Origin of the sequence: Roseibium polysiphoniae, from assembly GCF_014842925.1 — a bacterium.
In the GTDB taxonomy this organism is placed as follows: domain Bacteria; phylum Pseudomonadota; class Alphaproteobacteria; order Rhizobiales; family Stappiaceae; genus Roseibium; species Roseibium polysiphoniae.
The window spans coordinates 353,414-365,453 of record NZ_JACYXJ010000007.1 but is presented as its reverse complement, the minus strand read 5'-3'; the positions used below and the strand labels follow the sequence as shown (position 1 = coordinate 365,453).

The window sequence follows — 12,040 nt, the reverse complement described above, 5'->3', positions numbered from 1 at the left end:
GCGGAACCCTTGAGCGCACAGGCGACCCTCACGGACACGGTCAGCCCCTTCGGCACCTACAAGGTCGAAGGGCTGGTCCGCTACGCCTGGAAGCTGGCGGATCATCACGATCTGTCGGCCTCCCTGCGCAAGCGCATCCGTGCCCTGGTCGCACATCTGTTCAAGGGTCCCTATGACACGGAAGCCGATGGTCTGAAGTTCCGGATCTATCCGGGTCAGAACTACGACGACCGCAAGATCCTGGCCAAGGGGCGCCTCCCGGAGCGGGCCGAGCACAAGCTGCTCAAGCCTTATCTGGCCCCTGGTTCTGTCTTCGTCGACGTTGGTGCCAACATTGGCAGCTATGCGCTTTTCGCCGCCCATTGCGGCGCCGAGGTTCTGGCCGTGGAAGCCAATCCGGAAACGGCCGCGAAGCTGCGCTTCAACCTGACGGCCAACGGCCTTGGCAAGGTGCAGTTGGCGGAAGTTGCCATCGGCGACAAGGCCGGCACCCTGTCTCTGTGGTCCGAGCCAACCAACTGCGGCTTTGCAACGCTGGTGGAAGATCTGACCACCGGTGAATGGGCTGGCGACTGGTCGCCGAAGGACGTGGCCGTGCGTCCGTTGGCCGATGTGGTTGCCGACAAGGGCCTGAGCCGGATCGATGTCCTGAAAGTGGACGTGGAAGGTTTCGAGGACCGTGTGGTTCTTCCCTTTCTGCGCACCTCGGACCGGGCGCTTTGGCCCCGTGTCATCATGCTTGAAACAAACTGCCGGCCGCATTGGGCTGAGGACTGCACTTCCGAACTGGAAGCCCTCGGATACCGCGCAGCCGGATCGACACATGACAATACGGTCTTTGAGCTCGCAAGCTAGAGATCGGTGACTTAAGCGGCCCGGACGCGAAACCAGGGCCCAAACGCGGAGCGATGAAAAATGGTTCAGCTGACGCTTCCCCGGAACTCACAGGTGACGGAAGGCAAGGTTTGGGACAAGCCTGCCGGCGCGACAAACCTGCGTGAGTACCGCATCTACCGCTGGAATCCGGATGATGGCCGCAACCCGCGGGTCGACACCTATTTCGTCAACGCCGACGATTGCGGTCCGATGGTTCTGGACGGTCTTATCTACATCAAGAACAAGATCGACCCGACCTTGACCTTCCGCCGGTCCTGCCGCGAAGGCATTTGTGGCTCCTGCGCCATGAACATCGACGGCACCAACACCTTGGCCTGCACCAAGGGTACGGATGAAGTCGCCGGCGATGTGGTGAAGATCTACCCGTTGCCGCATATGCCGGTGGTCAAGGATCTGGTGCCTGATCTCACCAACTTCTACGCCCAGCACCGCTCCATCGAGCCCTGGCTGCAGACGGTCTCGCCGGCCCCGGAGAAGGAATGGCGTCAGTCCCACGAAGACCGCGCCAAGCTGGATGGTCTCTATGAGTGCATTCTCTGCGCCTGCTGCTCGACCTCTTGCCCGAGCTACTGGTGGAACGGCGATCGCTACCTCGGCCCGGCCGTTCTGCTGCAGGCCTACCGCTGGCTCATCGACAGCCGCGACGAAGCCACCGGAGAGCGTCTGGACAACCTGGAAGACCCCTTCCGCCTCTACCGCTGCCACACCATCATGAACTGCTCTCAGGCATGCCCGAAAGGCCTCAATCCGGCCAAGGCCATCGCCGAGATCAAGAAGATGATGGTCGAACGCCGCGTCTGATCTTCAGCCGCAGCCCGCATTTCGAAAGGCCGCCCCTCGGGGCGGCTTTTTTGTTGGGATTCGGATTCGCCGCACCGTGGATTGGATTCCCGCACAAGGCGGGGATGACCGTTTTTGTTTGAGGTCAGCATCGCCGCGTGTAGGAGAACTACCCTCACTAGTGGCTGGTCATTCCACAGGGTTTGAGCACCAGTGCTGCAAGAGCAGTGGCGAACCGGCGTGTAGTGCGCGTGGACCATACGACTATTCGGAATTGTAAATCATATTGGCTGCGGGAAATTGAAAAAAGCCCCGCTGTTGCGGAGCTTTTTTCTGACACTGAGGACAGCTTGTCATGGCCGTGGACAGCGGCCCTTTCGGGACTTAAATCCCAGATATCTCTGGGGCCACCTAGATAGATGGGCTTATTCTCTATCTAAGTCAACCTCACATACCAAGCGAGTGCTTAATGCATTCTTTAATTTCTACAATTTTGTCGTCATCTAACACTCGTATGTCATAAATACGCTGTCCATCGCCATCTTTGCCTGCGTGCAATAGCTTCAGACGATGAAATGCGACGCACATGACCATATCGGCCTTTACCCACATACGTTGAGAGTCATACGGAAAGGGCAAAGGTGGATCGAGTTCAATGATACAGTTAAATGGCTGCATGCGGCGTGGTGCCGTAGTGCTAAGTGGAACAATCGTACAAAGTTGCTGTCTGTCCTGCAGTTCAGGAGATATAACTACGCAAGGACGGCGTTTTCGCATTTCTGGTGTACGAAAGCCCTCATTCAAATCAACTCGAAGAATTGTCCCTACCTGAGGGTGTTTAACAATGGCCATACAATTAAATATGCATGATTCCTTGCGGGTTATGGAAGCCTATTGTTAAGCGGTCGCTATAACAGCAGTCTCTTCCCGTCCTTATAAGAAGTAATGAGACCTTGCAAACCGAAGTTCCTCAGAATGAGGGATACGTAGTTTGTGAGCCGGACCAAATACTTATGGTTGTTAGGCCCGTACGGAGGAGCGGCCGCGACGCCGCTCTACGGCGCGTTGCGCTGGGACGGGTCCTTGGCAAAGGCTCCGGTTCCGGCCGCTTGCTGGCGCTGCCGCGCGGCAGCCTCGCCCCACCAGACAAGCTGGTCGAAGGTGCGCGCGAGATAGGTTTGCCACCGGCCGGCTTCGACATCCTCGGCATAGTCGCCGTCTTCGGTGAAGACCTCCTGGGCTTTCGGCACATGGATCATGGCCGACACCGGCAGGCAACCAAGTTCGCTCAGAAACGTGCGCATGTTGACCGCCGCCCGTGCGCCGCCCCATTGGCCGGCGGAATAGGTCGCGATGGCGCTTGGCTTGAAGGCAAACAACGAGGCGCCGAAATGGTTTAGCAGATTGGCGAGCGCCGGGCTCATGGAGTGATTGTATTCCGGGCTCACCATGACATAGCCGTCTGCTGCTTCGATCTTCTGCGCGAGCCTGTCCAGAGCCTCCGGTGCCTTGCCCGCCGCATAGGAGAAGTGCGGCTTGAAGACGGCATCGAGCTCAAGCTCCAGCGGATCGACCAGCTCCACCGCGTGACCCTGCCTCGCCCACTGGTCTACACAGGCGCGCGCGACCCGCTCTCCTAGTCTGGCCGGACGCGGCGGCGTGCTGTCGCGCACGGATCCCAGGAACACAAGGATTTTCATGACGATGTCTCCGGCTTTGGCGTGTGTTGATCGGCACAATGGAAGGTGGGGCGGCAGTTGGCCAGAGGGAAAATTCCGGCTGGACCGGGTGCCGGATCTTTCCGCATTTGGCTTGTCGCAAAATCAGGCTAAGTTCCCCGAAAGCATGAAGATGATTCTGGAGCACGCATGAGCGGACTACTTGCCCTTCTCGATGATGTCGCCGGCATTGCCAAGGTGGCGGCGGCCTCCGTCGATGATGTGATCGGTCAGGCCGCCAAGGCCGGGTCCAAGGCCGCTGGCGCGGTGATCGATGATGCGGCCGTCACGCCCAAATATGTCGCCGGCTTTCATCCGGCCCGGGAGCTTCCGATCGTCTGGCGCATCGCCAAGGGATCGCTCAAGAACAAGCTGATTTTCCTGTTGCCGATCGGCCTGCTGCTCAATGCCTTCTTGCCGGGGATCATCACGCCTTTGCTGATGATTGGTGGCAGCTATCTGTGTTTCGAGGGCGCGGAGAAGATCATCCACATCTTCAGTCCGCATCACGTCGACGCGGACCAGCCGAAGGATCTCGTTCAGGATCCGACCCATCTCGAAGAGCAGAAAGTCGCCGGCGCGATCAAGACCGATTTCATCCTCTCGGCGGAGATCATGACCATCGCCCTGTCCGAGATCCCGGACGGCAGCATCTGGATGGAAGCAGCGACCCTTGCCGTGGTCGCTGTCGGCATCACGGTCATGGTCTATGGCTCCGTGGCGCTGATCGTCAAGGCAGACGACATGGGCCTGATGATGGCGCAAAAGGGCGCGCTGTCGATTGTTCGCGGCCTGGGCCACGGCATCGTCAAGGCCATGCCCTGGTTGATGAAACTCCTCATGGTTGTCGGCACGGCCGCGATGCTCTGGGTCGGCGGTTCCATCGTCATTCACGGGCTGAAGGACCTGGGGGTGAAGAGCCTCTACGACACCATCCATGATCTGGCTCATGGCTTTGCGCAGTCCATCGGCACCGCTGAAGGTTTTCTCGCCTGGTTCGCCACGGCGACCATGGACGGCATTCTCGGGCTTGCTCTCGGCATGATCCTGGTTCCGGTCGTAACCAAGCTCATTGAGCCGCTCTGGACGCTGGTGCGTGGCAAATCGGGTGCGGCGAAAGATCATTAAGGGCTTGTCAAAAGCGCTTAAATGTTCTTGTATTGTTCTTGCTTATGACCTTCATGTAGGAGCAATCCTTGGCCATCATCGATCACATTGGCTTTGACGTGTCCGACTACGCCGCCGCCAGGGCGTTTTACGACATGGCACTGGCGCCACTCGGGATCACCATGCTGATGGAAGTCGGCCCGGAGCAGACCGGCAGCATTTCCTTTTGCGGCTATGGCACGGACAAGCCGGAATTCTGGATTGGCGGTGCAAACGCGATGGGCGGTACCCTGCATGTCGCCTTCGCAGCCCCGACCCGTGCCGTCGTCGACGCCTTCTACGAGGCCGCGATCGCTGCTGGCGGCAAGGACAATGGCGCGCCGGGTCTTCGTCCGCACTACCATGAGCATTACTACGGCGCCTTTGTGCACGATCCGGATGGTCACAACATCGAAGCCGTCTGTCACCTGCCCGAATAGCGCATAAGGAGCCTGTCATGCACAAGAGCCGTCTGGGCGTCATGGTGATCGACTGTGAGGCCGATGACCTGAATTCTCACGAGACTTTCTGGGCCGGTGTGCTGGGCCGCGAACGGGAGGCCGGCTCCAAGGATCCGAAGTACCGCGACCTGAAAGGTCCGCCGTCCGAGCTGCGGGTGCTGCTTCAGTCCGTCGACCACGCGCCCCGTGTCCACCTGGACATCGAGACCGACAACATTCCCGCCGAAGTCGCGCGCCTGAAAGCGCTTGGCGCAGAAGAGGTCGGCGCCTGCAAGGGCTGGGTGGTCATGCAGGCCCCCAGCGGTCACCGTTTCTGTGTCGTTTCTCCCCAGCGCCCGGACTTTGCAGAAAACGCCAACGTCTGGAACGACTGAGCAGGGGCAGCCCGGCCTTAGGGCCAGAGAGTGCAGATCCAGAAATTGCAAAGCGGCGGGCTAGCTCGCCCGCCGCTCATGGATGCAAGGGTTAGGGTTTCGCGGCGTAGTAATAGCGGACGATCCAGCCTTCGTTGGTCAGATCCGGGCCTTCGCCAAGTTGCCAAAAACGTGCGTCGTGGCCGGTTTCGGCTGGAATGATGGTCAAGCCAGTCGGTCCGTTGAGACTGGTGGTGAAGCTCAAAAGTGTGTTTCCATCATCCGGAGTATAAACCCACTCGGCGCTATAGGGCGTTTCTGAGCTCGGCAATCCAAGGCCGCCGTAGGTTCCCCTGGTAAGCGTTTCGGGAAGTTTGAGCGTGCTTGCACTGCTGGAGCCGATCACTTTGCATGACTTTAAGGTCAGGTTCTGTGAGGAAGAGTTTGTCAAAAGGATTGTCAACGCTGCAGTGGTGGTCATGGCATTTCCTCCGAGTTCAGCCGATGGTGGCTCGGAAATGTGTATCAAGGCGAGAATAACAATAAATTACAACTATAGATAAACTTCTCATGCATGATGCACCCGCCATCGTCTTGTGGAGGGCGTGAGCAGAAACGCCTTGCCTCCACCTCTGCCGTCATCCCCGCCTTGTGCGGGGATCTATTGGCACACGAGGCATCAAGCTCATCGCGGCGACAGCACGGCGGTTCCTGGCACCAAGCCTTACACACAACACCAGATCCGCCGCAGGATCTCTCCCCGGCGTTTTGGCTGGTCTCAGTTTCCCGTGAGAGACGGGATGGCAGGCGCTCCGGACTTGCCCGGCGGTGGTTGGGAATATGGGAGGTGACAAGGCCGTTACGCCTGCCCAGGTTCCGTGTCCCATATGACTAACGTGCGTCTTTCTCTTTTCTGCGCGCCGGAGGTAGAGCGTCCTCCGGTTTGCCAGATACGAAACGCGCCTGAAATCTGCGGCGTCACTCCCCGCTGCAGGTCCAAGCTGCCAGTCATCGGATAGGGGCTGGTCCGTTATACCAGACCCCATCCTCGAAACCCGGTCCCAGCCACCGCGAACGGACGGTCCATAAGCGGCCCCGTGATGGCAGGAACGAGATCAATGATACGCTAGGTCCGGCGAGGGAGGATAAGTTTCAGCTATTCAAAGCCAGTGGGTGTGTTTTCAATAGTTTGAGAGGTGCCTATCCCCACCCGAATGAGGGATAAGGTCTGTTCAACCCTCTCGTTGCCTTCCCTGCGCAGGCAGGGATCCAGTAATCGCTGGCGGTGCCGCATGAACCGTGAGGTTCCGGTGTACTGGATCCCGGATCTGCGCGTTGCTCGTCCGGGAAGGCGCGGAGTTTGTGGCAAGGCCCACCATAGCAACTGGCGTCATCCTCGGGCTCGTCCCGAGGATCCACTCCTCCAGTCTTTTTCCGTGGTGCTATTTGGATTGCCGGGACAAGCCCGACAATGACGAAGGAGGGGGTGTTTTCAGCGGATAGGATGATGGGGTCTCGCGCCATTCTCTCAGCCGTCATCCCCGCCTTGTGCGGGGACCAATTGGCTCCCGAAGCGCGGCGACGAAAGCAGGACGCCTGCGGCCAGTCTCACCCCCCTAACACCCGTCCGGCCTGCCGCAATGAGGACTGGATCCCCGGACAAGGCGGGGATGACCGCCGGTGGTTCGTGGAGTGCTAATAGATCTGCCATACCCCCGCCCATTGCAGGGCGGAACGATCGGCAAGGCGTAAGCAAACCCTCAGCCGCATCCAAAGGACCCACCTTCAAACCGTGCCTGCTTGGGTGCTCGCGCCATAACATATGCAGTCAACAGACATCTTAGCCGATCAGCCCGCCCAAACGCGCGGTGTCGCCATGCAGAACGCCGGCCGAGATGGCCAGGGCCTCGAGCCGGCAAGATTGCTCGCCGACGGGAAAGAGATAGACAACCGGCTTCCCGAGCGCATGGGCGCAGGCCGCTTCCATCAGGGAGTTTGCACCGATGTATCCCGGGATGCCGTGTTTTTCGAAATTGGCGATCAGGACGATGTCGCTGCGGCGGATCTCGTCAAAATAATCATTCAGAAAATCAGCCTTGCGGGCCACGGCAGCTTCGAGTGAAAGCGTCTCCCAATGAAGGTCGCTCTCCTCCCGTTCCGGTGTTGAGACCAGAAATCCGATGGCGGACAATCGCGCTGCCAAGGCTTCCATGTCTTCGATGAACGCCATGGAGCCGCAGATGCAGACACGCCTGGCCTTGGGGCCTGCCGCTTCATAGCTCATGATCGATGTCCTCACCGCGGAGTGTCGGTTTCGTGTTTCAGGTTGAATTGCCTTTTCCCACCCATGGTCTAGCTATCAGATAAACAGTGGAGCGAACATCATGATCAAATTTCTTGCCCTCGCCCTCATCGCCAGCGGCGCCCTCGCAGCGCCTGCAAAGGCTGAGACCGCCGTTTTTGCTGGCGGGTGTTTCTGGTGTGTCGAGTCTGATCTGGAGGCAGTGCCCGGCGTGCGCGATGTGGTCTCGGGCTACGGCGGCGGAAGCACCGAAAACCCGACCTACAAAACATACAGGAAAGGTGGCCACCGGGAGGTGGTGAAAGTCGATTTCGATGAAACCAAGCTCAGCTACCGTGATCTTGTCGGTATCTTTCTGCGCACCATCGACGTCACCGATGCCGGCGGGCAATTCTGCGATCGCGGCCACACCTATTCCTCTGCGCTTCATCCTTTGAACGCGGCACAGGCCAAAGCCGCGCGCGCCGCTGTCGCGGAGGGTGAAGCGGCTCTCGGGCGCGAGATCGTGACGCCGGTGGAAGGTGCCGTGCTGTTCTGGCCTGCCGAGGACTATCATCAGGGCTACTACAAGAGCGGCCAGCGAACCCTGACCCGCTTCGGGTATGTCACCCGCGCCACCGCCTACAAGGGGTACCGAGGTGCTTGCGGCCGGGATGTGACCGTCAAAAAGGTCTGGGGCAAGGAAGCCTACAAAGGTGTGCCGAAGGGCGCTCACGGGTCTTGATGTAAGGCGAGAGGAACTGCGGAAAGGTGTCGGCGTATATTCGTCGCCGATGCCGCAAAGTCATCTTCTTAGATAGTGATGTAATGATTTGCATTACGGTGCGAAAAACTTGTGCGATCGGCCTATTTGCCAGGTGAGAAAAAGAAAGTTACCATAGAACAATTATTCCGTGGGTCTCCGGTTATAGGGAGATGGTCGCATGGGCAGTTTGTTTTCAAATGGATTGTTTAATTCGGGCAAGAGTTCAGGCCTGCCTCAGGAACCGGACTTTGTTTCCGAGTTGAAGCTCGCCGAGGTGGAAGACCGCTTGAGGCGAAACATCAGCGCGGTTCTCGCGGCCCACGACCGCGAGCTGCCGGAGGTCGGCTCGCCGACCGAGTTTGCTGTTGCGGCCACGGTCGAAACGGTCGAACTGATTATTGTCTGTTCTGGCCGCAGACGAAGCCATCTCAGCTTTGAACAGCGTTTTGTCGTTGGCCTTTTCGCATTCCTCATCGCCCACGAGCTCGGGCGGCGAACTCTGGCTGATCTGGGCGTCGTTCTGGCGGCCTCGGCTCTGGAGCTTTTCACGACCGACGAGATTGCCGATATCTACCGGCTCGGGGCCTCCTACCGTCGCTTGCGCGAGCACAAGAAAATGCACCGCTTCCTGCATCAAAGCATCAGCGAATGGTTCAATGATCCGTCCGAGGAACGTCTGCAGGATCTGGTCGAGATTTTCGACCTGTGCTGCACACCGAATTGAGCAAATGCTTCAAAGGGGAAAAGAGCGGCTACACGCCCGCCTCAAAGGCTTCGACGACTTCGATGAACTCGCGACCGTATTTTTCCAGCTTGCTCTGGCCGACGCCGGAAACTTCAAGAAGAGACGTGTAGGTCCCAGGCCGTGCCTTGGCGATGCCGGCGAGCGTGGCATCTGGAAAGACCACATAAGGCGGGACTTCCGCGTCACGGGCCAGTTGGGTTCTGAGCCGTCTGAGGCGTTCGAACAGAAGCCGGTCATCCGGATCCAGATCATCGGCAAGGCTGGCGGACCGAGCGCCGCGCGTTTTCTTCAAGCTTGAAGCGGCGCGGTCCTTGCGCAGCGGAACTTTCCGTTCGCCCCGGAACACGGCGCGGGCCTCTTCGGTCAGCACCAGCGCCCCGAAATTGGCGTGGTCGACGTCAATGAGACCGGCCGCGACCAGCTGACGCGCAACCGATTGCCAGACTTTGGCATTGTGTTCCTGGCCAATGCCGTAGACGGACAGGGTGCCGTGGCCGAACCGCGTGGTCTTGTCGGTTTCCTTGCCCAAGAGCACGTCGATGACATGCCCGGTGCCAAAGCGCTGCTCGGTCCGATACACCGCCGACAGGAATTTCTGCGCCGCTTCCGTGCCGTCCCAGGTCTCGACCGGGGACAGGCAGGTGTCGCAATTGCCACAGGGCTCGGGATAGGTCTCGCCGAAATGGGCCAGCAGCGCCTGACGGCGGCAGCCGGAGGTTTCGCAGATGCCGAGAAGGGCGTTCAGCTTGCCGTTTTCCGCGCGCTTGATCTCGTCCGGGGCGTCGCCCTCGGCAATCATGCGCCGGCGTTGCACCATGTCGGCCATGCCGTAAGCCATCCACGCCTCCGAGGGCGCACCATCACGTCCGGCCCGGCCCGTCTCCTGATAATAGGCCTCGACCGAAGACGGCAGGTCCAGATGGGCGACAAACCGCACGTCCGGCTTGTCGATGCCCATACCAAAGGCGACCGTGGCGACGAGGCACAATCCCTCTTCAAGCAGAAACGCATCCTGATTGGATGCGCGGGTCTCGGCCGGCAGTCCGGCGTGGTAGGGCAGGGCGCGCACGCCCTTGGAGTTCAGCCATTCGGCAATGTCCTCCACCTTGGCGCGGGACAGGCAGTAGACGATGCCGCTCTCGTCCTTGTGTCGCTTGAGGAAATCCAGAAGCTGTTGGCGCTGGTTGGTGCGCTCAACGATCTCGTAGCGGATGTTGGGCCGGTCAAAGCTGGTGGAAAAGACTTCCGCAGTGTCCAGCTGCAGCCGCGCAATGATGTCCTCACGGGTGTGAGGATCGGCGGTCGCGGTCAGCGCCACACGCGGCACACCCGGATAACGATGGCCGAGCGCGGCCAGAGACAGATATTCCGGCCTGAAGTCGTGGCCCCACTGGCTGACGCAATGGGCCTCGTCAATGGCGAAAAGTGAAATCTCCAGCGTGTCGAGGAACCGGCGAAAGCTCTCGCTCGCCAGCCGCTCCGGCGTCACGTAAAGCAGCTTCAGTTCGCCGGACCGCGCCTTGTCGCGAACCGCGTCCTGTTCGTCCGGTGACAGCGAGGAATTCAGCGCCGCGGCAGAAACGCCAGCACCTGTAAGTGCGCCGACCTGATCCTTCATCAGGGCAATCAAGGGCGAGATCACGATGCCGATGCCGGACCGGCAAAGAGCCGGGATCTGGAAACAGAGCGACTTGCCGGCGCCGGTCGGAAACAGAACCACCGCGTCCTTGCCTTGAACCAGCGTGTCGACCACCTCCGCCTGACGGCCGCGAAAGTCCGGATAGCCGAAGACATCGCGCAGAACGTCACGCGGATCAGCGCCATGGGGCGCTATGGAGTGACTCTGGTCCTGTGCGCTGGCCGGTAACGGCTGCGATGCAAGCATGTGCGGCTGATTCCCTGATTTGCCGCAGTCTCCCTTATTCGCAAGGGTTCGGCAATCTCGGCCTGTGGATGATTTTGTCCCGCGCTCAGCCTTCTTCGAACACCGCCTTGGGGTTCTGACCGAGCGTTTCCGCGCAATGGGTTCTCATCCGTTCCGTCAGGCTGTTCAGATCGCCTTCCAGCATCTTCGGGTCGATTGGCTGGCCGAAGTGCACCTTGAAGGAGGCCTTCTTCTTGTTCAGAAGTTCGTTGAACACCGTCATGTCCCGCAGTTCGGTTGAGACGCGCGCCAGGAAATAGAACAGGCCTGAATTCCGCCCTCCCATGTGAACCGGGATGACGGGAACCTTGTTGCGCCGGGCAAGGGCAAGCGCGGATGTCATCCACGGCCGCTCGGTCAATCGTCCCTCGTTCCAATAGGCCAGCCGGCCGGAGGGAAACAGGACGATGGCGCGGTTCTGCGCGAAGGCATCTGCGGCGAGTTTCAGGGTTTCCCGTGTTTTTTCGCGGTTCTTGAAGTCGGGCCGCCACTCCACCGGAACGATCATTTCGGCAAGGCGGGGATTGATGCGAATGGCATCGCGGTTGGCGAAGATCGACAGATCCTTGCGCCGGGAGCCGATGGCGTCATAGAGCACGACGCCATCTGCGATGCCGGTCGGATGGTTGGAGACCAGCACGATCGGGCCGTTGGCGGGAACATTTTCCAGACCGGCCACCTCGACGTTGAGCTGCAACAATTCGCTCAGATGGTCGAAAACATCCTCGGCGGGCAGGGGGGCAATGGCATTGGCCATCTCCAGCGCCTGGCGATACCGCAGAATGCGAAAGGCGATGGGCCGCAAGAGCGGCCACCAAGGGGCTGCCATGACCTGCCGGCCGCGTTCGTCAATCAAGGTGTCGACGATGTGCTGGTGCCCACGACCAACGGAAGTCTCTCCCTCTTTCGAGAGCGCCAGGGTCGTCTGGTGCGGGTAGGCCACTGGGTATTCCTAATCTGCTTAGTGCG

The 12,040-nt window shown here is 59.7% G+C and carries 13 protein-coding genes; 7 read left to right on the top strand and 6 right to left on the bottom strand.

The genetic code is table 11. The annotated features are described in order from the left end of the window. Positions 1 to 9: 9 nt before the first annotated feature. Positions 10 to 855 (top strand): FkbM family methyltransferase, encoded by an 846-nt coding sequence (locus IG617_RS19990; RefSeq protein ID WP_192110982.1) that lies wholly within the window; start codon positions 10 to 12, stop codon positions 853 to 855. A gap of 60 nt (positions 856 to 915) precedes the next feature. Next, positions 916 to 1,698, top strand: a complete 783-nt coding sequence (locus IG617_RS19985; RefSeq protein WP_192110981.1) for a succinate dehydrogenase iron-sulfur subunit — start codon at positions 916 to 918, stop codon at positions 1,696 to 1,698. Positions 1,699 to 2,124: 426 nt separating this feature from the next. Here IG617_RS19985 and IG617_RS21970 read toward each other — a convergent pair whose 3' ends face one another. Together IG617_RS21970 and IG617_RS19975 are read right to left on the bottom strand one after the other, a co-directional pair. Further along, positions 2,125 to 2,529, bottom strand: a complete 405-nt coding sequence (locus IG617_RS21970) for a type II toxin-antitoxin system PemK/MazF family toxin (RefSeq protein WP_192110980.1) — start codon at positions 2,527 to 2,529, stop codon at positions 2,125 to 2,127. Between the two features lie 203 nt (positions 2,530 to 2,732). Then, positions 2,733 to 3,377: an NADPH-dependent FMN reductase gene (locus IG617_RS19975; RefSeq protein ID WP_192110979.1), complete on the bottom strand. Its 645-nt coding sequence runs from the start codon at positions 3,375 to 3,377 to the stop codon at positions 2,733 to 2,735. Positions 3,378 to 3,545: 168 nt separating this feature from the next. Here IG617_RS19975 and IG617_RS19970 point away from each other — a divergent pair, with 168 nt between their 5' ends. The 3 genes from IG617_RS19970 (at position 3,546) to IG617_RS19960 (ending at position 5,376) form a co-directional block, all read left to right on the top strand. Further along, a complete protein-coding gene (locus tag IG617_RS19970) occupies positions 3,546 to 4,523 on the top strand; it encodes a DUF808 domain-containing protein (protein WP_192110978.1) in 978 nt (325 codons plus the stop codon). Between the two features lie 74 nt (positions 4,524 to 4,597). After that, entirely contained in the window at positions 4,598 to 4,981 is a 384-nt protein-coding gene (locus IG617_RS19965) for a VOC family protein (RefSeq protein ID WP_192111128.1), read from the top strand. A 17-nt stretch (positions 4,982 to 4,998) separates the two neighbouring features. Further along, positions 4,999 to 5,376: a VOC family protein gene (locus IG617_RS19960; RefSeq protein ID WP_192110977.1), complete on the top strand. Its 378-nt coding sequence runs from the start codon at positions 4,999 to 5,001 to the stop codon at positions 5,374 to 5,376. 91 nt (positions 5,377 to 5,467) lie between these two features. Here IG617_RS19960 and IG617_RS19955 read toward each other — a convergent pair whose 3' ends face one another. Together IG617_RS19955 and IG617_RS19950 are read right to left on the bottom strand one after the other, a co-directional pair. Then, complete coding sequence (locus IG617_RS19955) at positions 5,468 to 5,836, bottom strand: hypothetical protein (protein WP_192110976.1); 369 nt, start codon at positions 5,834 to 5,836, stop codon at positions 5,468 to 5,470. A gap of 1,359 nt (positions 5,837 to 7,195) precedes the next feature. Further along, entirely contained in the window at positions 7,196 to 7,639 is a 444-nt protein-coding gene (locus IG617_RS19950; protein WP_209008629.1) for a hypothetical protein, read from the bottom strand. A 100-nt stretch (positions 7,640 to 7,739) separates the two neighbouring features. On the opposite strand from IG617_RS19950, the gene msrA reads away from it, so the two are divergent. Beyond that, entirely contained in the window at positions 7,740 to 8,381 is a 642-nt protein-coding gene (gene msrA, locus IG617_RS19945) for a peptide-methionine (S)-S-oxide reductase MsrA (protein ID WP_192110975.1), read from the top strand. Positions 8,382 to 8,580: 199 nt separating this feature from the next. Then, positions 8,581 to 9,126: a hypothetical protein gene (locus IG617_RS19940; RefSeq protein ID WP_192110974.1), complete on the top strand. Its 546-nt coding sequence runs from the start codon at positions 8,581 to 8,583 to the stop codon at positions 9,124 to 9,126. A 28-nt stretch (positions 9,127 to 9,154) separates the two neighbouring features. Here the strand turns inward: IG617_RS19940 and recQ are convergent, their stop codons facing one another. Together recQ and IG617_RS19930 are read right to left on the bottom strand one after the other, a co-directional pair. After that, on the bottom strand, positions 9,155 to 11,032 hold the full coding sequence (gene recQ / locus IG617_RS19935; protein ID WP_192110973.1) for a DNA helicase RecQ: 1,878 nt from the start codon (positions 11,030 to 11,032) through the stop codon (positions 9,155 to 9,157). 85 nt (positions 11,033 to 11,117) lie between these two features. Then, complete coding sequence (locus IG617_RS19930) at positions 11,118 to 12,014, bottom strand: GNAT family N-acetyltransferase (protein ID WP_338110044.1); 897 nt, start codon at positions 12,012 to 12,014, stop codon at positions 11,118 to 11,120. Positions 12,015 to 12,040 lie beyond the last annotated feature (26 nt).

Coding starts and splice junctions, on each gene's coding strand:
- IG617_RS19985 (WP_192110981.1), top strand. CDS start 916: ATGGTTCAGCTGACGCTTCCCCGGAACTCACAGGTGACGGAAGGCAAG.
- IG617_RS21970 (WP_192110980.1), bottom strand. CDS start 2,529: ATGGCCATTGTTAAACACCCTCAGGTAGGGACAATTCTTCGAGTTGAT.
- IG617_RS19975 (WP_192110979.1), bottom strand. CDS start 3,377: ATGAAAATCCTTGTGTTCCTGGGATCCGTGCGCGACAGCACGCCGCCG.
- IG617_RS19970 (WP_192110978.1), top strand. CDS start 3,546: ATGAGCGGACTACTTGCCCTTCTCGATGATGTCGCCGGCATTGCCAAG.
- IG617_RS19960 (WP_192110977.1), top strand. CDS start 4,999: ATGCACAAGAGCCGTCTGGGCGTCATGGTGATCGACTGTGAGGCCGAT.
- IG617_RS19955 (WP_192110976.1), bottom strand. CDS start 5,836: ATGACCACCACTGCAGCGTTGACAATCCTTTTGACAAACTCTTCCTCA.
- IG617_RS19950 (WP_209008629.1), bottom strand. CDS start 7,639: ATGAGCTATGAAGCGGCAGGCCCCAAGGCCAGGCGTGTCTGCATCTGC.
- msrA (WP_192110975.1), top strand. CDS start 7,740: ATGATCAAATTTCTTGCCCTCGCCCTCATCGCCAGCGGCGCCCTCGCA.
- IG617_RS19940 (WP_192110974.1), top strand. CDS start 8,581: ATGGGCAGTTTGTTTTCAAATGGATTGTTTAATTCGGGCAAGAGTTCA.
- recQ (WP_192110973.1), bottom strand. CDS start 11,032: ATGCTTGCATCGCAGCCGTTACCGGCCAGCGCACAGGACCAGAGTCAC.